This is a genomic window from Delftia sp. 60 (assembly GCF_002754395.1).
GTDB lineage: Bacteria > Pseudomonadota > Gammaproteobacteria > Burkholderiales > Burkholderiaceae_C > Comamonas > Comamonas acidovorans.
This window is the reverse complement of record NZ_PEFD01000001.1, coordinates 3075725-3092429: the sequence shown is the minus strand read 5'-3', so window position 1 is coordinate 3092429 and position 16705 is coordinate 3075725. Positions and strand designations below refer to the sequence as shown.

At 67.0% G+C, this 16705-nt stretch carries 17 protein-coding genes and 2 pseudogenes; 7 read left to right on the top strand and 12 right to left on the bottom strand.

Going from position 1 to position 16705, the window contains the following annotated elements; genetic code table 11:
* Window positions 1-138: 138 nt before the first annotated feature.
* The 4 genes from guaA to CLV01_RS14030 all read right to left on the bottom strand — a co-directional run bounded on the left by guaA (window position 139) and on the right by CLV01_RS14030 (window position 3575).
* Window positions 139-1755, bottom strand: a complete 1617-nt coding sequence (gene guaA / locus CLV01_RS14045) for a glutamine-hydrolyzing GMP synthase (protein WP_013803019.1) — start codon at window positions 1753-1755, stop codon at window positions 139-141.
* Between the two features lie 31 nt (window positions 1756-1786).
* Window positions 1787-2221: a type II toxin-antitoxin system VapC family toxin gene (locus tag CLV01_RS14040; RefSeq protein WP_012204856.1), complete on the bottom strand. Its 435-nt coding sequence runs from the start codon at window positions 2219-2221 to the stop codon at window positions 1787-1789.
* Window positions 2218-2505 carry a type II toxin-antitoxin system Phd/YefM family antitoxin gene (locus tag CLV01_RS14035; protein WP_099734050.1) on the bottom strand — a complete coding sequence of 96 codons (288 nt, stop codon included), beginning with the start codon at window positions 2503-2505 and terminating at the stop codon, window positions 2218-2220. Before CLV01_RS14035 ends, CLV01_RS14040 begins: the two co-directional genes overlap by 4 nt.
* Before the next feature lie 140 nt (window positions 2506-2645).
* Window positions 2646-3575, bottom strand: coding sequence for a LysR family transcriptional regulator (locus CLV01_RS14030; protein ID WP_099734051.1), 930 nt, complete (start codon window positions 3573-3575; stop codon window positions 2646-2648).
* A gap of 93 nt (window positions 3576-3668) precedes the next feature.
* On the opposite strand from CLV01_RS14030, the pseudogene ilvD reads away from it, so the two are divergent.
* A pseudogene (ilvD, locus tag CLV01_RS14025) lies at window positions 3669-5362 on the top strand (dihydroxy-acid dehydratase).
* Window positions 5363-5447: 85 nt separating this feature from the next.
* On the opposite strand, the pseudogene guaB reads toward ilvD, so the two are convergent.
* Window positions 5448-6921, bottom strand: a pseudogene (guaB, locus tag CLV01_RS14020) (IMP dehydrogenase).
* A gap of 136 nt (window positions 6922-7057) precedes the next feature.
* Between guaB and CLV01_RS14015 the strand changes: the two are divergent.
* Window positions 7058-7624 (top strand): DUF4124 domain-containing protein, encoded by a 567-nt coding sequence (locus tag CLV01_RS14015; RefSeq protein WP_043820740.1) that lies wholly within the window; start codon window positions 7058-7060, stop codon window positions 7622-7624.
* A gap of 13 nt (window positions 7625-7637) precedes the next feature.
* Here the strand turns inward: CLV01_RS14015 and CLV01_RS14010 are convergent, their stop codons facing one another.
* Together CLV01_RS14010 and CLV01_RS14005 are read right to left on the bottom strand one after the other, a co-directional pair.
* Window positions 7638-7982 carry an RnfH family protein gene (locus CLV01_RS14010; RefSeq protein ID WP_065347244.1) on the bottom strand — a complete coding sequence of 115 codons (345 nt, stop codon included), beginning with the start codon at window positions 7980-7982 and terminating at the stop codon, window positions 7638-7640.
* Window positions 7975-8427, bottom strand: a complete 453-nt coding sequence (locus tag CLV01_RS14005; RefSeq protein WP_034398355.1) for a type II toxin-antitoxin system RatA family toxin — start codon at window positions 8425-8427, stop codon at window positions 7975-7977. Before CLV01_RS14005 ends, CLV01_RS14010 begins: the two co-directional genes overlap by 8 nt.
* 168 nt (window positions 8428-8595) lie before the next feature.
* Between CLV01_RS14005 and smpB the strand changes: the two genes are divergently transcribed.
* From smpB to CLV01_RS13985, 4 genes are all read left to right on the top strand, one after another.
* On the top strand, window positions 8596-9069 hold the full coding sequence (gene smpB, locus CLV01_RS14000; RefSeq protein WP_013803027.1) for an SsrA-binding protein SmpB: 474 nt from the start codon (window positions 8596-8598) through the stop codon (window positions 9067-9069).
* Window positions 9070-9178: 109 nt separating this feature from the next.
* Window positions 9179-9595: a COG4315 family predicted lipoprotein gene (locus tag CLV01_RS13995; protein WP_012204847.1), complete on the top strand. Its 417-nt coding sequence runs from the start codon at window positions 9179-9181 to the stop codon at window positions 9593-9595.
* Between the two features lie 30 nt (window positions 9596-9625).
* On the top strand, window positions 9626-10192 hold the full coding sequence (locus CLV01_RS13990; protein ID WP_088165184.1) for an RNA polymerase sigma factor: 567 nt from the start codon (window positions 9626-9628) through the stop codon (window positions 10190-10192).
* A gap of 10 nt (window positions 10193-10202) precedes the next feature.
* Window positions 10203-11042: an anti-sigma factor family protein gene (locus CLV01_RS13985; protein WP_099734053.1), complete on the top strand. Its 840-nt coding sequence runs from the start codon at window positions 10203-10205 to the stop codon at window positions 11040-11042.
* Between the two features lie 15 nt (window positions 11043-11057).
* On the opposite strand, the gene CLV01_RS13980 is transcribed toward CLV01_RS13985, so the two are convergent.
* The gene (locus CLV01_RS13980) at window positions 11058-11753 is read right to left on the bottom strand and encodes a DAPG hydrolase family protein (protein WP_013803030.1); all 696 of its coding nucleotides are present in this window, start codon (window positions 11751-11753) and stop codon (window positions 11058-11060) included.
* Between the two features lie 156 nt (window positions 11754-11909).
* Here CLV01_RS13980 and CLV01_RS13975 point away from each other — a divergent pair, with 156 nt between their 5' ends.
* Window positions 11910-12575 (top strand): TetR/AcrR family transcriptional regulator, encoded by a 666-nt coding sequence (locus tag CLV01_RS13975; RefSeq protein WP_099734054.1) that lies wholly within the window; start codon window positions 11910-11912, stop codon window positions 12573-12575.
* Window positions 12576-12648: 73 nt separating this feature from the next.
* Here the strand turns inward: CLV01_RS13975 and CLV01_RS13970 are convergent, their stop codons facing one another.
* From CLV01_RS13970 to CLV01_RS13955, 4 genes are all read right to left on the bottom strand, one after another.
* The gene (locus tag CLV01_RS13970; RefSeq protein ID WP_099735155.1) at window positions 12649-13740 is read right to left on the bottom strand and encodes an enoyl-CoA hydratase/isomerase family protein; all 1092 of its coding nucleotides are present in this window, start codon (window positions 13738-13740) and stop codon (window positions 12649-12651) included.
* Window positions 13741-13890: 150 nt separating this feature from the next.
* Entirely contained in the window at window positions 13891-14922 is a 1032-nt protein-coding gene (locus tag CLV01_RS13965; RefSeq protein ID WP_099734055.1) for a Bug family tripartite tricarboxylate transporter substrate binding protein, read from the bottom strand.
* Between the two features lie 42 nt (window positions 14923-14964).
* A complete protein-coding gene (locus CLV01_RS13960) occupies window positions 14965-15462 on the bottom strand; it encodes a MaoC family dehydratase (protein ID WP_034392170.1) in 498 nt (165 codons plus the stop codon).
* Window position 15463: 1 nt separating this feature from the next.
* On the bottom strand, window positions 15464-16660 hold the full coding sequence (locus CLV01_RS13955) for a CaiB/BaiF CoA transferase family protein (protein ID WP_099734056.1): 1197 nt from the start codon (window positions 16658-16660) through the stop codon (window positions 15464-15466).
* Window positions 16661-16705: the final 45 nt, after the last annotated feature.

Sequence of the window (16705 nt, the reverse complement as noted above, 5' to 3'; positions counted from 1 at the left end):
TTCTACCGTCACCTCTACCGTCAATCCGTTTCGCTGGCCAGCGATAGCTGCCGATAGCTTCCGCGACGCATTACCTTTCAAATCAATACGTTACGGCGGATTTTCGATAAGTAGCGATAGTCCCCGAAGGACCTGATTTCACTCCCACTCAATCGTCGCCGGCGGCTTCGTCGACACGTCGTAGGTCACGCGGTTGATGCCGCGCACTTCATTGATGATCCGGCCAGACACCTTCTTGAGCAGGCCGTAGGGCAGCTCGGCCCAGTCGGCGGTCATGAAGTCGCTGGTCTGCACGGCGCGCAGGGCCACGACGTAGTCGTAGGTGCGGCCGTCGCCCATGACGCCCACGCTCTTGACGGGCAGGAAGACGGTGAAGGCCTGGCTGGTGAGGTCGTACCAGTTCTTGCCGGTGGCTTCGTCCGTCCAGTTGCGCAGTTCCTCGATGAAGATGGCGTCGGCGCGGCGCAGCAGGTCGGCGTATTCCTTCTTGACTTCACCCAGGATGCGAACGCCCAGGCCCGGGCCCGGGAAGGGGTGGCGGTAGACCATTTCACGCGGCAGGCCCAGGGCCACGCCGAGTTCGCGCACTTCGTCCTTGAACAGGTCGCGCAGGGGCTCGAGCAGCTTCAGGCCGAGCTGCTCGGGCAGGCCGCCGACGTTGTGGTGGCTCTTGATGGTGACGGCCTTCTTGCTCTTGGCACCGCCCGACTCGATGACGTCGGGGTAGATGGTGCCCTGGGCCAGGAAGGTGGCGCCCTTGTGGCCACCGTCGCCCGCCTTGAGCTTGGCGGCCTCGGCCTTGAACACGTCCACGAACAGGCCGCCGATGATCTTGCGCTTGGCCTCGGGCTCGCTGACGCCGGCCAGCTTGCCCAGGAACAGGTCGCTGGCGTCCACGCGGATGACCTTGGCGTGCAGCTTGCCTTCGAACATTTCCATGACCATGTCGCCTTCGTTCAGGCGCAGCAGGCCGTGGTCCACGAAGACGCAGGTCAGCTGGTCGCCGATGGCGCGGTGGATCAGGGCTGCAGCCACGGAGGAGTCCACGCCGCCCGACAGGCCGAGGATGACTTCCTCGTCACCCACCTGCTCACGGATTTTGGCGACGGCTTCTTCGATGTAGTCGCCCATGATCCAGTCGGCATTCGCCGCACAGATCTCGCGCACGAAGCGGTTGAGCAGGGCCGCGCCCTGCACGGTGTGCGTGACTTCGGGGTGGAACTGGACAGCGTAGAAGCGGCGCGCCTCGTCGGCCATGCCGGCGATGGGGCAGGACGGCGTGGAGGCCATGACCTTGAAGCCCGGGGGCAGCTCGGTGACCTTGTCGCCGTGGCTCATCCACACCTTGAGCATGCCGTGGCCGTCGGCCGTGGCGAAGTCCTCGATGCCCTTGAGCAGTTCGGTGTGGCCATGGGCGCGCACTTCGGCGTAGCCGAATTCGCGGGTGTGCGAGCCTTCGACCTTGCCGCCCAGCTGGGTGGCCATGGTCTGCATGCCGTAGCAGATGCCCAGCACGGGAATGCCCAGCTCGAACACGGCGTCGGGGGCGCGGTCGTCCACTTCGTAGACGCTGGCGTGGCTGCCCGACAGGATCACGCCCTTGAGGCGACCGTCGGCGGCGAATTCGCGCACCCAGTCGCTGCTGACGTCGCAGGGGTGGACTTCGCAGTAGACATGGGCTTCGCGCACGCGGCGGGCGATCAGCTGGGTGACTTGGGAGCCGAAGTCAAGAATGAGAATCTTGTCGTGTTGCATGGTCATCTCAGGCAAAGGTGATGGGAGGGGGTCAGAAATCTTCAGGGGCCAGCAGCGCCAGCCCGCGCTTGCGCGCGGCGGCGGCCTGGGCCGCGTCAAAGGTGGCCAGCGGCAGGCGCAGCGACTGCGCCAGCCACAGATAGGCCGCGTCATAGACCGGCAGGCGGGTGTCCAGCGCCACGTCGAGCACGGCCTTGTGCTGGGCGGGCGCCAACTCGTGCAGTTCCACGCGGTGGCGGATGGCCTCGAGCACGCCCCACAGGCCTTCGACCGAGCTGTGCGGAATGCGGCCGCCGTGCACGCCCGAGGCGATCAGGTTGCCGCACTCCCACTGCCAGAGGTTGGGCGCCTGCGGGTCCACTTCATGGCGTCGGATTCGGGTGTACAGGCGCTGGGTGTGCACGCTGGCGGCATCGGGCAGCAGCCAGGCGGCGGTGACAGAGGCATCGAGCACGAAGGAGGTCATGCCTGGCTCCGGCCTGCGTGGCGCAGTCGGGTGGTGGAGTCCGGCGCCTGTGCCGACTGGGCCGACTGGGCCGGCTGGGCTGGCCGCACCGTGGCCTGCAGCGCCTGCATCTGCTCCAGCTCGCGGGCGATCTGCTCGTCGGTGATCACGGGGCGGCGGCGCACCGGCAGCATGCGCACCACTTCCTTGCCGTGGCGGGTGATGCGCACTTCCTCGCCCTGCTCGACAAGTTCGATCAAGGCGGAGAAACGGGTCTTGGCTTCGTAGATACCGACAGATTGCATGGCGGGGCTGAAAACAAAAACAGGCCTGGTGTCCGGCCTGGCCCGAATTCTATCATTCTGGCCAGAATTTCCAAAAATTCAGACCAGAACCATGCGGATATTCGAGAGCTTTGCCTCGGGGGGCTGTCGGTGAACGCCACTCAGCGCTGTTCGCGCACGAAGCCGACAAACCGCGCCAGCGCGGGCGACATGGCTCCGGCAGGCCAGGCCAGGCTGGTCTCGCAGACCGGCAGGGCAACGGGTTTGCTGCCTGGTCGGGCGCTGGCGAAAACCGCGTCGCGGTAGACCACGCCGGGCCTGCAAAACTGCATCACGCTGGCGGGCACCCAGGCCAGGCCGATACCGCCCCAGACCAGGTTCACGATGGTCTGCATCTGTATCGCCTGCTGCGCGATGCGCGGCACATGTCCGTGCCGTCGGTACAGATCCGTCACCGCGTCATGGAGCGAGGGCATGATGCGGCGCGGAAAGATCACCAGCGGCTGCTCCAGCACTTCGTCGAGCATCAGCCGGTCCGCGCCGGCAAGCGCATGCTGCTGAGGCAGGGCCAGCACCATGGCTTCCCGCCCCACAGCCAGGCGCTCCAGGCCGGCCGGCGCATGCCCCGGGGCATGCAGCATCAGCCCGGCATCGATCTGCCCGCGCTCGAAGGCTTCCATCTGCACATCGCTGGTGGCCTCGACCAGCTCCAGCGCCACACCGGGCGTGCCTGCCACGAAGTCCCGCACCCACAGGGGCAGCCGGGTGAAGCCGATGGTGGAGACAAAGGCCAGCCGCACGCGCCCCACTTCCCCCGCTGCCGCAGCCCGCGCAATCCCGGGCAGCGCTGCCGCCCGCCCCAGCAGTTCACGCACCTGCGGCACAAGCGCCTCGCCGGCCGGCGTCAGCGCGACGTGGCGGCTCGAGCGCTCGAACAGCGCCACGTCCAGGCTGCGCTCCAGCTGGGCGATGGCCTGGGTGAGCGGCGGCTGCGTCATGTGCAGGCGCGACGCGGCGCGGCCGAAGTGCAGCTCGTCCGCCACGGCCAGGAATTGCCGCCAGACGCGCAGATCAATGGGGGGCTCATTCATATGCGCAGCATATCAATCATGCCGATGAATAGGATTGGATCAGATGGATCAGTCGGCCCATACTCATCCAACCCCCACAACGAGAGACATGCCATGACCCCGCCGAACCAGATCAATCGCCGAAGCTCCCACATCACCGAAGGCAAGGCGCGCGCAGCCAACCGCTCCATGTTCTACGGCATGGGCTACAAGGAAGAGGATTTCAAGAAGCCCATGGTCGGCGTGGCCAACGGCCACAGCACGATCACGCCGTGCAACTCCGGCCTGCAAAGGCTGGCGGACGCGGCCATCGCAGGCATCGAGGAAGCCGGCGGCAATGCGCAGGTGTTCGGCACGCCGACCATCTCGGACGGCATGTCCATGGGCACGGAAGGCATGAAGTACTCGCTGGTCAGCCGCGAGGTGATCGCCGACTGCATAGAGACCTGCGTGGGCGGCCAGTGGATGGACGGCGTGCTGGTGGTCGGCGGCTGCGACAAGAACATGCCGGGCGGCATGATGGGCATGCTGCGCGCCAATGTGCCGGCCATCTATGTCTACGGCGGCACCATCCTGCCCGGCAGGTGGAAAGGCCGGGACCTGAACATCGTCAGCGTGTTCGAGGCCGTTGGCGAAAACGCCGCAGGCAAGATCAGCGACCAGGAGCTCAAGGACATCGAGCAGCACGCCATCCCCGGCACGGGCTCGTGCGGCGGCATGTACACCGCCAACACCATGTCCAGCGCGTTCGAGGCGCTGGGCATGAGCCTGCCCTACTCCTCCACCATGGCCAATCCCCATGATGAAAAGGAGAACTCGGCCAAGGAATCCGCCAGGGTGCTGATCGAGGCCATCAAGATGGACCTCAAGCCGCGCGACATCGTGACGCGCAAGTCCATCGAGAACGCGGTCTCGGTGATCATGGCGACCGGGGGCTCCACCAATGCCGTGCTGCACTTTCTCGCGATCGCCCATGCGGCCGGCGTGCCCTGGTCCATCGACGACTTCGAGCGCATTCGGCAGCGGGTGCCGGTGCTGTGCGATCTCAAGCCCAGCGGCAGATACCTGGCGGTGGACCTGCACCAGGCGGGCGGCATCCCGCAGGTCATGAAGATCCTGCTGAATGCGGGCCTGCTGCACGGCGACTGCATCACCATCTCGGGCCAGACCATCGCGCAGACCCTGGCCGGCGTGCCTGACGTACCGCCCAACCCCCAGGTCATCCGCCCCCTCTCGGATGCGCTCTATCCGCAGGGCCACCTGGCCATCCTCAAGGGCAACCTGAGCCCGGAAGGCGCGGTGGCCAAGATCACGGGCCTGAAGAACCCGGTCATCACCGGCCCGGCACGCGTGTTCGACGATGAGCAATCGGCACTGGCGGCCATCCTCGACGGCAGGATCCAGGCCGGCGACGTGATGGTGCTGCGCTACCTGGGCCCCAAGGGCGGCCCCGGCATGCCGGAAATGCTGGCCCCACGGGCGCCCTGATCGGCGCCGGCCTGGGCGAGAGCGTGGGCCTGATCACCGATGGCCGCTTCTCCGGCGGCACCTGGGGCATGGTGGTCGGCCACGTGGCGCCGGAAGCGGCCGTGGGCGGCACCATCGCGCTGGTGCACGAGGGCGACTCGATCACCATCGACGCGCACGCATTGCAGCTGCAGCTGAACGTGCCCGAAGACGTGCTCGCCCAGCGCCGCGCGGCATGGAAGGCCCCCGCGCCCCGCTACACGCGGGGTGTGCAGGCCAAGTTCGCATTCAACGCATCGAGCGCCAGCTCGGGCGCGGTGCTGGACAACTTCGCCATCTGAGCTTCGTGAGCGCACGAAAAAAAGAGGCCCGGGCAGCGGCTGCCCGGACCTCTTTTCCATCTCGCGCCAAGGCGCTGGATCGGGATCAGTCGGCGCGGTAGTTCGGCGCTTCCTTGGTGATCTGCACGTCATGAACGTGCGATTCACGGATGCCTGCGGCGGTGATCTCCACGAACTCGGCCGTGTTGTTCATCTCTTCGATGGTGGCGCAGCCGCAGTAGCCCATGGCAGCGCGCACGCCGCCGGCCATCTGGTAGACGATGGAGACCATGGAGCCCTTGTAGGGCACGCGGCCTTCGATGCCTTCGGGCACGAGCTTGTCGGCATTGGGATTGCCGGTGCTCGATTCCTGGAAGTAGCGGTCGGCCGAGCCCTGCTGCATGGCGCCGATGGAGCCCATGCCGCGATAGCTCTTGTACGAACGGCCCTGGTACAGGATGACTTCGCCCGGAGCCTCTTCGGTGCCGGCGAACATGCCGCCCATCATGATGGTCGAGGCGCCAGCGGCCAGGGCCTTGGCGATGTCGCCCGAGAAGCGGATGCCGCCGTCGGCGATCAGCGGCACGCCCGTGCCCTGCAGGGCCTGGGCCACGCTGTCGATGGCCATGATCTGGGGCACGCCCACACCGGCGACGATGCGCGTGGTGCAGATGGAGCCAGGGCCGATGCCGACCTTGACGGCGTCGGCGCCTGCCTCGGCCAGTGCCAGCGCGGCGGCGCCGGTGGCGATGTTGCCGCCGATGACATCGACCTGCGGGTAGTTCTGCTTGACCCAGCGCACGCGGTCGATCACGCCCTTGCTGTGGCCGTGGGCCGTGTCCACCACCAGTGCATCGACGCCGGCCTTGACCAGCAGCTCCACGCGCTGCTCGGTGCCCTCGCCCACGCCCACGGCGGCGGCCACGCGCAGGCGGCCTGCGCTGTCACGCGCTGCGTTGGGGAAGGTGGTCTGCTTGGTGATGTCCTTGACGGTGATCAGGCCCTTGAGTTCAAAGGCGTCGTTCACGACCAGGATGCGCTCGAGCTTGTGCTTGTTGAGCAGGGCCTTGGCTTCCACGGGCGTGGTGCCGTCCTTCTCGTTGACGGTGATCAGGCGCTCGCGCGGCGTCATGATCTGGCTGACCTTGACGTCGTAGCGGGTCTCGAAGCGCAGGTCGCGGCTGGTGACGATGCCGACCACCTTGCCGCCGTCGCACACGGGAAAGCCGGAGATGCCCAGGTTCTCGGACAGCTGCAGCACCTGCAGCACGGTGTGCTCGGGGTGATGACCACGGGGTCGTGCACCACGCCGGATTCGTGGCGCTTGACCTTGGACACTTCGGCAGCCTGTTGCTCTGCCGTCATGTTCTTGTGGATGACGCCGATACCGCCCTCTTGCGCGATGGCAATGGCCAGACGCGCTTCGGTCACGGTGTCCATGGCGGCGGACACAAGGGGATGTTCAGGGAGATGTTGCGCGAAAAGCGCGTCTTGAGCGAGGTGTCCTTGGGCAGGACCTGGGAGAAAGCGGGGACCAGGAGGACGTCGTCGAAGGTCAGGGCTTTACCGAGAAGGCGCATGTGAGAGCTCCAAAAGAAGGATTGTACCCGTGCGCCGGATCACAATGTATGCTGTAGGCCATTGTTCCCCGCTATCGCTGCCCGCCATCATTTCCTGCTATTGCTACCTGCAACCGGCCCGATCACCCCAATCACCATGCATGCCACCAAGCTTGTTTTGCTAGCCGCGCTTGCCGCCTGTTCGCTATCCGCAGCCGCCCAGTGGCAATGGGTCGACGCCACAGGCCGCAAGGTCTTCAGCGACCGCGCGCCACCCCCTGACATTCCGGCCAAGAACATCCTGCGCCAGCCTGGCGGCAGCGCGCCCGCTCCAGCAGCGGCGGCGCCATCCACGGCACCGGCGGCTACAGATGCGGCCACGCAGCCCGCTGCAGATGCAACGGCACAGGCAGCGCCTGCCGCCGCCGCCAAGGACGCCAAGGACGCCAAGCCCGCAGGCACCGACAAGGCCCTGGAAGAGCAAAAGCGCAAGGCCGAGGCCCAGGAGGCCGCCAAGGCCAAGGCAGAAAAGGACCGCATTGCCAAGGATCGCCAGGAAAACTGTGCGCGGGCAAAACAGGCCAAGACGGCACTGTCATCGGGCGGCCTGCTGGCACACACCAATGCACAGGGCGAACGCGGCTTCATGGACGAAGCCACGCGCAACAGCGAACTCAAGCGCGCCGACGCCACCATCGCCTCGGACTGCGGCCCGGTGCGCTGAGCGCCTCCCTCCGTCAGTAACCGGCCTTGGCCCCGGGCCTTTGGCGCTGGAACAGGCCCGTGGCGCGGGCTCCCTGGCGCGCAAAGCGCTCTCGGCGCGCCACCTTGGGGTCCACGGTCAAGGGCCGGTACAGCTCCACGCGATCGCCATCGCGCAAGCCTTGCGTCAAAGGTGCGCTGCGGCCCCAAAGGCCAGCGGGCCCCTCCTGTGCAAAGCCCAGCGCCTGCCAGCCACCAGCGGCCTCGACTGCGTCGGCAATCGAGGCACCGGCCGGCAATTGCAGGGCCAGTTCAACGACTTCACCGGCACGCGGGCTGCATGCCAGCGTGATGCACAGAAACGGCCGGGGTTCAGCCATAGACCTGCTCGGCGCGCTTGACGAAGGCATCGACCATGGAGCCCGCGATGCGGTCGAACACCGGGCCGACCACGGCGGCCAGCGCCATGTTGTCAAAGCCATAGTCCAGCTGCAGCTCCACGCGGCAGGCACGCTGCGAGCCGTCGCCCACGGGGCGGAACATCCAGTTGCCCTCCAGCCGCGAGAACGGCCCCTTGATCAGGCGGATGCTGACCTGGCGCCCGCCATCGTCGAGCACGCTGTGCGTGTTGCGCGTGACGAAGGACTTGCGCATGCCGCCGAATGCAATGCCCACCTCGGCCGTCATGCCCTGCTCGTCCTGCTCCAGCACCCTGGCCTGGTCGCACCAGGGGAGGAAGTCGGCATAGTGGGCCACGTCCGTCACCAGGGCAAACATTTCTTGGGGGCTGTACCAGATCAGGACGGACTTGTTGACTTTTTTCATGAATGGGGCGGGCTGCACGGCATGCAAAACACCGGCTGCGCGGTCATGGCGCATACGGCTGTCACAATGACGGCAAGGCGAAACTAAAATCCCGCACGGAGGCGAGACGGCAATCCAGTATTGTATGGAGAGCTTTCATCTCCAGGTTTTCGCCGCATCTATTACTCCATGGCCAAGAAACCTGAAACACAGTCGCGCATCGCCGACAACAAAAAAGCCGCGTTCAACTACTTCTTCGAAGAACGCTTCGAGGCCGGCATCGTGCTGCACGGCTGGGAAGTGAAGGCGCTGCGCAGCGGCAAGGTGCAGCTGACCGACGGCTACGTCATCGTCAAGGACGGCGAGCTGTTCCTGCTCGGCTGCCAGATCAACCCGCTCAAGACCGCCTCCACCCACGTCAATCCCGACGCGGCGCGCATCAAGAAGCTGCTGCTCAAGAAGGACGACATCCTGCGCCTGATCGGCAAGGTCGAGCAAAAGGGCTTCACGCTGGTGCCCATCAACCTCCACTGGAAGAACGGCTTCGTCAAGTGCGACATCGCCCTTGCCAAGGGCAAGGCCGAGCACGACAAGCGCGACGTGATCAAGGACCGCGAAGGCAAGCGCGAGGTCGAGCGCGCCATGAAGAGCTTCAACCGTTGACGGGCATCCGCAGCTTTTTTTGCACTGCTGCGGAATAAACCGGCACGGCCCAGTGTTCATTGCAATGTCCGGCCGCAATTTCGCGCGCCGGCAAGCACCGGAGACAGCGATGAAGAAGCTCGGCATGAAACTTGGTACCTGTGCCTTCACGGCAGCCCTGACATTGACCCTGGCAGGCTGCTATTCCGCGCCTGCGGCCAACGCCTCTGGCCAGACCCCGCCCAGCGCGGTCAGCGTGCAAAACGGCATGCTGGTCGGCGCCAACGGCATGACGCTCTACACCTTCGACAAGGACACGGCCGGCAGCGGCAAGTCCGTCTGCAACGGCCCCTGCGCGACCAACTGGCCGCCGCTGATGGGCAAGCAGGCGCCGTCCGGCGGCAACTACAGCGTGATCCAGCGCGACGATGGCAGCAGCCAGATCGCCTACAAGGGCAAGCCGCTGTACTACTGGGTGAAGGACGGCAAGGCCGGTGACACCACGGGCGACGGCGTCATGGGCGTCTGGCATACCGCACGCCCCTGATTCCAGCCGCATCCGCCTTCGGACCTGCCCATGGACCGCAGCCAGATCCTGGAGCACCTGCCCGGCCTGCGCCGCTACGCGCGGCTGCTGGCAGGCGATGCCTGGGCCGCCGACGACCTGGTGCAGGACACGCTGGAGCGTGCCTGCCGCAAATGGCTGCTGTGGCGCCCCGACGGCGATCTGCGCGCCTGGCTGTTCACGCTGATGCACAACCTCTACCTGAACCAGCGGCGCTCTGCCGCGCGCGGGCAGTGGCTGGACATAGACAGCCTGTCCGAGACCCTGGCCGCACCCGAGGACAGCAGCGACGCGGCCCTGGACCTGGAGCGCTGCCTGCAGCGCCTGCCCGCCGAGCAGCGGGCCGTGCTGCTGCTGGTCAGCGTGGAGGACATGAGCTACGCCGACACGGCGCGCGTGCTGCAGCTGCCCCTGGGCACCGTGATGTCGCGCCTGTCGCGCGCACGGTCCCGGCTGCGCGAATTGATGGAGGCCCCATCGGCCACTTCGGCCTCCTCTGCAGCGCCTGCACAGTCAGCACCGACTGCCAAGGCCGCAACACCCCAAGCCGCAGCCCCCGCGCTGCGCCGGCTCAAATGAAGAGGCCGCCATGACCGCATCCGCCCCCACCCCTCTTTCATCTTCCTCGCCCTTGCCCCCGCCCATTTCCGACGAGCAGTTGCACGCCCTGGTCGATGGCCGCCTGCCCGCGCAGCAGGCGCAGGCGCTGCGCGACCAGCTGGACGAAGACAGTGCCGCGCGCGTGGAGCAATGGCAACGCCAGCGCCAGTTGCTGCGCGCCCTGCATGCCGCCCGGGATGAATCCGGCATGCCCGACGAAATGCGCGCCGCCGCCGAACAGTTGCAGGGCCTGCACCAGCGCCAGCAGCAGTGGTGGCGCTGGGGTGGCATGGCCGCGGGCTGGATGCTGGCCTTCGGCCTGGGCTGGCTGGTGCATGGGCAGCAGGCGGTGCCCGCCGCCGCGCCATCCACGGCGGCCACGCTGGCCGCCGCCACCCCGGCCCGCTTCGCCCACCAGGCGGCCGTTGCACACGCGGTCTACCAGCCCGAGCAGCGCCACCCGGTCGAGGTGGAGGCCGCGCAGCAGGCCCATCTGCTGCAGTGGCTGTCCAAGCGCCTGGGCCGGCCGCTGAAGCTGCCGGCACTCACGGACCTGGGCTATGAGCTGGTGGGCGGCCGATTGCTGCCCGGCGACAGCGGCGCACGCGCCCAGTTCATGTACCAGGACGCGGCCGGCGAGCGCATCACCCTCTACCTGGGTGCGCTGGAGGACCCGGCTACGCGCGGCGAGACCGCCTTTCACTTCAGCAGCGATGGCCCCGTGCCCAGCTTCTACTGGGTGGACCAGGGCTTTGGCTATGCGCTCAGCGGCGCCCTGCCGCGCAACCGGCTGCTGCAGCTGGCCACGGCCGTGCACCAGCAGCTTTGAAGCCTGGGGCCACGTCTACCAGGGCAGCGGCGCCGCCTCGCCGTTGCCATGCTCGCCGTAGTACAGCGAGGGCAGGAAGCGCGACAGGTAGGTGAACTCCGTGTAGCAATGGCGTAGCAGGCCCAGGCCCAGCGCGTCAGGCAGCTCGGCCGCCGGGTCGGCGCAGGACTGGCCCAGCAAAAAGCGGCTGCGCAGCACGCAGCCAAAAGGCGTGTCACGCGCCAGGTGCACCATCTGCCCGTCCATGGGGTCCCCGCTGGCGTCCAGCTGCACATGCTCGCCGAAGCCGATACGCGCATACACGGCGGCCGATGCGCGTTTTTCGGCAAAGGCCAGCTCCAGCTGCGCAGGGTCGAACAGCTCGCGCGGGTCGTGGAACTTGAGCCTGGCCGCCACGGGCGGAATATCGGCCAGGGACTCCACGGCCTCGATGGACGCGCCGATGTAGCTCTCGCCCTTCTTCCATTGCGCATCCCAACCGCGATGCGCGATGTGGTCATGCGGATGCCACCACTTGATGTGCTGCGTGGTCTCGAAGAACTTGAACCACCAGTCCAGCATGCGGCCGCTGCAGCCATGCAGGTCGGTGCGGCAGGCCACCACCAGGCAGCCGCTGGGCAGGCGCTGGATTCCCGTCTCCAGCCGCAGCGGCGTGATGTGCAGCAGCTCGTCGATGCGGGAAATGTCGGGCTCGAAGGCATGGGGGTTCATGGGTGTTTTCCGTTCCTGGGTTGATGAGGAAAAGCCATCTTATATTAAAGAAACGAATATCGTTTCCAAACAATCAGATAATCCCTGCCGGGTAACAAAATGCTGCACAACCAGGCACGACCCTGCACAACACCGAACGGAACGACAAGAAATCCAATGGAATCCGAAATCACTCCTGCGGCCCCCAGGCCGCGCGGGCGGCCAGCCCGGCCCGAGCACGAGGCCAACGACGCCGCCCTGGCCGCCGCCACCTGGCTCTTGCTCAACGAAGGCTATGCCGCCACCACCATGGAAGCCGTGGCCCGGCGCGCAGGGCTGGCCAAGAAAACGCTCTACCGCTTTGCGGCCAACCGCGAGGATCTGGTGGCCCTGGTGGTGCGCGGCTGGACCGACGGTTTCCGCCCCGCCCTGTCGGCCGATGCGCAATCGGCCGCAGAGGTGGCGCCAGCGCTGGCCGAGATCCTGCGCGTGATTGCCGCGCGCGTGCTGTCGGCGGAGGCGGTGGGAATGTTCCGCCTGCTCACCACCGATTTCCCCGCCAAGCCGGAGCTGCTGGAGGTCTACCAGCGCAACGGCATTGAGCGCGGCCGCGGCATGCTGGTGGACTGGCTGCGGCGCCAGTGCGGCAAGGGGTTGCTGCGGGCCGAGCAGCCCGAAGTCGTCTGCGACCTGCTGCTTTCCATGGTCATTGCCGAGCCGCTGCGGCAGATGGCCCTGGGCCTGACGCCGCCCGTGCCCGAATGGGACCCGGGGCCGCGCATAGAACATGCTGTCCGGCTGCTTGCCGGCCAGGCCTGCAGCATGGAGCCTGCGGATCGTTGAATGCAAAAAGGCCACCCGGCATGGCGCCGGATGGCCTTTTGGAAGCTTGAACGCTGAACGCTCTGCGCCGCGATCAGTCCAGCGCCGCCAGCGGATGCGAATGCGCAGGCCAGGGGCTGTCGAAGAAGGCGCGCCACTGCGCTTCCTGCACATCCTCGATGCGCGCAGGGTTCCAGCGCGGTTGGTGGTCCTTGTCCACGGCCAGTGCGCGTATGCCTTCGATGGTCTCGCTCTGGCCGGGGCGCAGGTAGAAGCAGTGGCGCACCATGTCGCGCTCCATGCGCAGGTCCTGGGCCAGCGTCATGCCGCGCGCGCGGCGAATCTGTTCCAGCACCACGTGCAGCATCAGGGGCGAGCGCTTGCGCAGCGTGGCTGCCGTGTGCTGCGCCCACTCGCCATCTGCCGCTTCCAGCGCCTGCACCATGGCAGCCACCGTGGGCAGGGCGAACACGCGGTCGATCTCGGCGCGGGGCTGGGCCGCTGGCTTGGCCGGGGCCGTGAACTTCGAATTCACCAGGGCCTCGACGGCCGCTGCATCGGCAAAGCTGCCGGCGGCCAGCGCGTCCCACAGCGCAGGCTGCTGGTCCGAGGGCAGGTAGCCATCGGCCAGGCCGAAGTCCAGCGCATCGGCCGCGCCGATCACATCGCCCGTCAGCGCCAGCCACTCACCCGCGTGACCCGGGCAGCGCGATAGGAAGTAGCCGCCACCCACATCGGGGAACAGGCCGATGGCCGTCTCGGGCATGGCCATCTTGGTGCGTTCGGTGACGATGCGCAGCGTGCCGCCCTGGCTGATGCCCATGCCGCCGCCCATGACGATGCCGTCCATGAAGGCGATGTAGGGCTTGCCAAAGGTGTGGATCAGGTGGTTGAGCGCGTACTCCTCGGTGAAGAAGTCCTCCAGCTGCGGATTGCCCGTGCTGCCCGCGCCATGCAGGAAGCGGATGTCCCCGCCCGCGCAGAAGGCGCCGAAGACCCCTTCCTTGCCCATGCCTCGGATGGCCACGGCCAGCACCTGCTCATCCTTTTGCCAGGCCAGCAGGGTGGCCAGCAGATCGCGCACCATGCCCAGCGACAGCGCATTCAGCGCCTTGGCCCGGTTCAAGGTGATCATGCCCATGCGGCCCCGCACTTCGCTGAGGACTTCGCCGGCAGCTCCCGTCATATCTTGCTCCTTGTTGCTATGCATGCCCTGCCCCGGCAGCCCGGGGCAATGAGCCGCAACCATAGCTGAAAAACCGCGCCCACCCCTGACAAACAGGTGCCAATATGCGCAACTGCGCAACTGCGCGACAGGTGCCGCAACGCCCCTCACTCAGTCCAGAGAGACACCCGTGCTCTTGACCACGCCGGCCCAGCGCTTGATCTCGCTGCGGATATAGGCGCCGTATTCCTCGGGCGTGGAGCCCAGGCCTTCGGCGCCCTGCAGCTGCAGCTTCTCGACCACGCCCGGGTCCTTGAGCGCGCGCATCAGCTCCTGGTTGAGCCGCTGGATGATGGCGGCCGGCGTCTTCGCGGGCACCATCACGCCCTGCCAGGCGCCGGCCTCGAAGCCGGACATGCCGCTTTCGGCCAGCGTGGGTGCATCGGGGAAGTTGGGCAGGCGCTTGGAGGAACTGACGGCCAGCAGCTTGAGCCGCCCCTCCTTGATGAAGGGTGCGACGGAATTGATGGTGTCGGTCATGAAGTCGATCTGCCCGGCGACCAGATCCACGTCGGCCGGCGCGCTGCCCTTGTAGGGCACGTGGCTGGCCTCGATCTGGTAGTGCTGCACGACCTGGAAGGCCGCCAGGTGGGTGACGTTGCCGTTGCCGGCCGAGCCATAGGACAGCTGGCCGGTCTTGTCCCTGGCATGGCGCACGAACTCCTGCACGTTCTTCACCGGCAGCTTGGGATTGACCACCAGGCCCAGCGGCACCACGGCCGTCAGCGCCACGGGCATCAGGTCCTTGCCCACGTCGTAGCTCATCTTCTTGTAAAGCGACGGGCTCAGCGCAATGGACGAGGTGTTGTAGAGCACGGTATAGCCATCGGGCGCGGCCTTGGCCACCAGGGCATTGCCGATGTTGCCATTGGCTCCGGGCCGGTTGTCCACGATCACGGTCTGGCCCAGTTGCTGGCCGACCTGCTGGGCCAGCACGCGCGCCACCAGGTCGGTGGGCCCGCCCGGCGGGAAGGGCACGACCATCGTGATGGGCTTGCTGGGCCAGGGCTGTTGCGCCAGCGCGGCGCCGGGCAGTGCCGCACCCACTGCCACCGCCGCAGCCGCCGCAATGGGGGCCGCCAGGGTGACCAGCGCCATGCGGCGCCTTCTATTGCGGGCCGCCTTGTCGATCTGCTTGTCCATGCTTTTGTCTCCTGGTGTCGTTATGGGAATGCTTGTGGCCGCCTAGCTGCGCCCGGCCAGCAGGCGCACGGCCGTGTATTCCATGACCTTCTGGTGGCCCTGGTTGAAGACCTCGATGCGCGAGGTGACGACGGCGCGGTTGCCCTTGGAGGTGGGCTTGATGGCGGTGACTTCGACCAGCGCCTCGATGGTGTCGCCCACCAGCACGGGGCCGAGGATCTTCTGGTGCAGCTCCAGCATGGCCAAGCCCGTGCCCTGGATCATGCTTTGCAGGATGAAGCCTTCGATCAGCGCATAGGTCATGGCGCCCGGCACGGGCCGGCCGGCAATGGCGCCGCCGTCGTAGCCCTCCTCGATGAAGATGGCCTCCAGCATGCCCGTGGCATTGATGAAGGCGACCAGGTCGGACTCGGTCACGGTGCGGCGGAAGGTGCGCAGTTGCTGGCCGATCTGCAGGTCCTGCCAGAAAAAGCCCTGGCCCATGCGGGGCACGGCGTTCCAGGCGGCGCCAGGGTGGGGCTGCGGGGTGTTCACTGTCATCTCATGTCTCCTGTTGCGTGATCTGCAGGCCGGCGATGCGCTCGGCGCTCCAGCCCGCCTGGGCCAGCAGCGCCGCCGTGTGCTCGCCCAGGCGCGGTGGCATACCCATGGGGGCCTGCCGGCCATCCATGCGCACGGAAGAACGTGGCAGGTGCACGGTGCCCATGGCGGCGTCCTGCAGCGGCACGAAGAACTCCGTGGCCTGCAGGTGTGGATCGGCGGGCAGATCGTCCATGCGCGCCACCGGGGCGGCAGGAATCTCCAGGCGCTGGCAGGTATCGAGCCAGTGCTGGGTGCCGTGCAGCGCCACATGCTCGCCCGCGGTCTCCAGCAGCTCGGCGATGTGGGCCGTGCGGCTGGCCTGGCTGGCAAAGCGCGCATCCAGGGCCAGCCGCGGCTGGCCCACGGCGGCGAAGAAGCGCTGCCAGTGCGCATCGGTGTACGGCATCATGCAGACGTGGCCGTCCAGCGTTCGGTAGGGCTTGCGCCAGGGCGCCATCACGCGCGGATAGCCTGCGCCGCTGAGCGCGGGGCTGAAGTGCATGCCGTAGAAATGCTCGACCAGGTTGAAGCCCACCATGGTCTCGTACATGGGCACTTCCACAAAGCAGCCATGGCCGCTGCGCTCGCGCTGGAACAGCGCCGCCAGCACGGCATGCGCGGCTACCAGGGCGCAGGTCTTGTCGGCCGCAATGGTGGGCAGGTAGCGCGCCTCGCCCGTCTGGCGTTCCATCAGGTCGGCCAGGCCGCTCATGCCCTGGATGACGTCGTCATAGGCGGGCATGCCCGCATAGGGTCCGTCCTCGCCAAAGCCATGCAGGCCTGCATAGACCAGGCGCGGATAGCGCTCGCGCAGCGTTGCGGGGTCCAGGCCCAGCGGGGCCAGCTTTTGCGGCCGCATGCTGTGCATGAACACATCGGCCGTGGCCAGCAGCGCATGCAGGGCCTGGCGCGACTCTTCCCGCTTGAGGTCCAGCACCACGCTCTTCTTGCTGCGGTTGGTGCCCATGAACATGGCTGCCATGCCGGGCTCCACGGCCGGGCCGGTATGGCGCGTGGAGTCGCCGGCCGGCGGCTCGATCTTGATGACTTCGGCGCCGTAGTCGGCCAGCACCTGGCTGGCCAGCGGCCCGAACACCACGCTGGACAGATCCAGCACCCGAATCCCTGTCAACGCAGCCTGCACTGTGGTCTCCATGTTGCTTCAGGGAACCAGTATTTGATATCTTTGAAGTTGCGTCTA

Bases quoted from the DNA above. Each gene is read 5' to 3' on its own strand.
- guaA (WP_013803019.1), bottom strand. From the start codon at position 1,755: ATGCAACACGACAAGATTCTCATTCTTGACTTCGGCTCCCAAGTCACC.
- CLV01_RS14040 (WP_012204856.1), bottom strand. From the start codon at position 2,221: ATGACCTCCTTCGTGCTCGATGCCTCTGTCACCGCCGCCTGGCTGCTG.
- CLV01_RS14035 (WP_099734050.1), bottom strand. From the start codon at position 2,505: ATGCAATCTGTCGGTATCTACGAAGCCAAGACCCGTTTCTCCGCCTTG.
- CLV01_RS14030 (WP_099734051.1), bottom strand. From the start codon at position 3,575: ATGAATGAGCCCCCCATTGATCTGCGCGTCTGGCGGCAATTCCTGGCC.
- CLV01_RS14015 (WP_043820740.1), top strand. From the start codon at position 7,058: ATGCATGCCACCAAGCTTGTTTTGCTAGCCGCGCTTGCCGCCTGTTCG.
- CLV01_RS14010 (WP_065347244.1), bottom strand. From the start codon at position 7,982: ATGGCTGAACCCCGGCCGTTTCTGTGCATCACGCTGGCATGCAGCCCG.
- CLV01_RS14005 (WP_034398355.1), bottom strand. From the start codon at position 8,427: ATGAAAAAAGTCAACAAGTCCGTCCTGATCTGGTACAGCCCCCAAGAA.
- smpB (WP_013803027.1), top strand. From the start codon at position 8,596: ATGGCCAAGAAACCTGAAACACAGTCGCGCATCGCCGACAACAAAAAA.
- CLV01_RS13995 (WP_012204847.1), top strand. From the start codon at position 9,179: ATGAAGAAGCTCGGCATGAAACTTGGTACCTGTGCCTTCACGGCAGCC.
- CLV01_RS13990 (WP_088165184.1), top strand. From the start codon at position 9,626: ATGGACCGCAGCCAGATCCTGGAGCACCTGCCCGGCCTGCGCCGCTAC.
- CLV01_RS13985 (WP_099734053.1), top strand. From the start codon at position 10,203: ATGACCGCATCCGCCCCCACCCCTCTTTCATCTTCCTCGCCCTTGCCC.
- CLV01_RS13980 (WP_013803030.1), bottom strand. From the start codon at position 11,753: ATGAACCCCCATGCCTTCGAGCCCGACATTTCCCGCATCGACGAGCTG.
- CLV01_RS13975 (WP_099734054.1), top strand. From the start codon at position 11,910: ATGGAATCCGAAATCACTCCTGCGGCCCCCAGGCCGCGCGGGCGGCCA.
- CLV01_RS13970 (WP_099735155.1), bottom strand. From the start codon at position 13,740: ATGACGGGAGCTGCCGGCGAAGTCCTCAGCGAAGTGCGGGGCCGCATG.
- CLV01_RS13965 (WP_099734055.1), bottom strand. From the start codon at position 14,922: ATGGACAAGCAGATCGACAAGGCGGCCCGCAATAGAAGGCGCCGCATG.
- CLV01_RS13960 (WP_034392170.1), bottom strand. From the start codon at position 15,462: ATGACAGTGAACACCCCGCAGCCCCACCCTGGCGCCGCCTGGAACGCC.
- CLV01_RS13955 (WP_099734056.1), bottom strand. From the start codon at position 16,660: ATGGAGACCACAGTGCAGGCTGCGTTGACAGGGATTCGGGTGCTGGAT.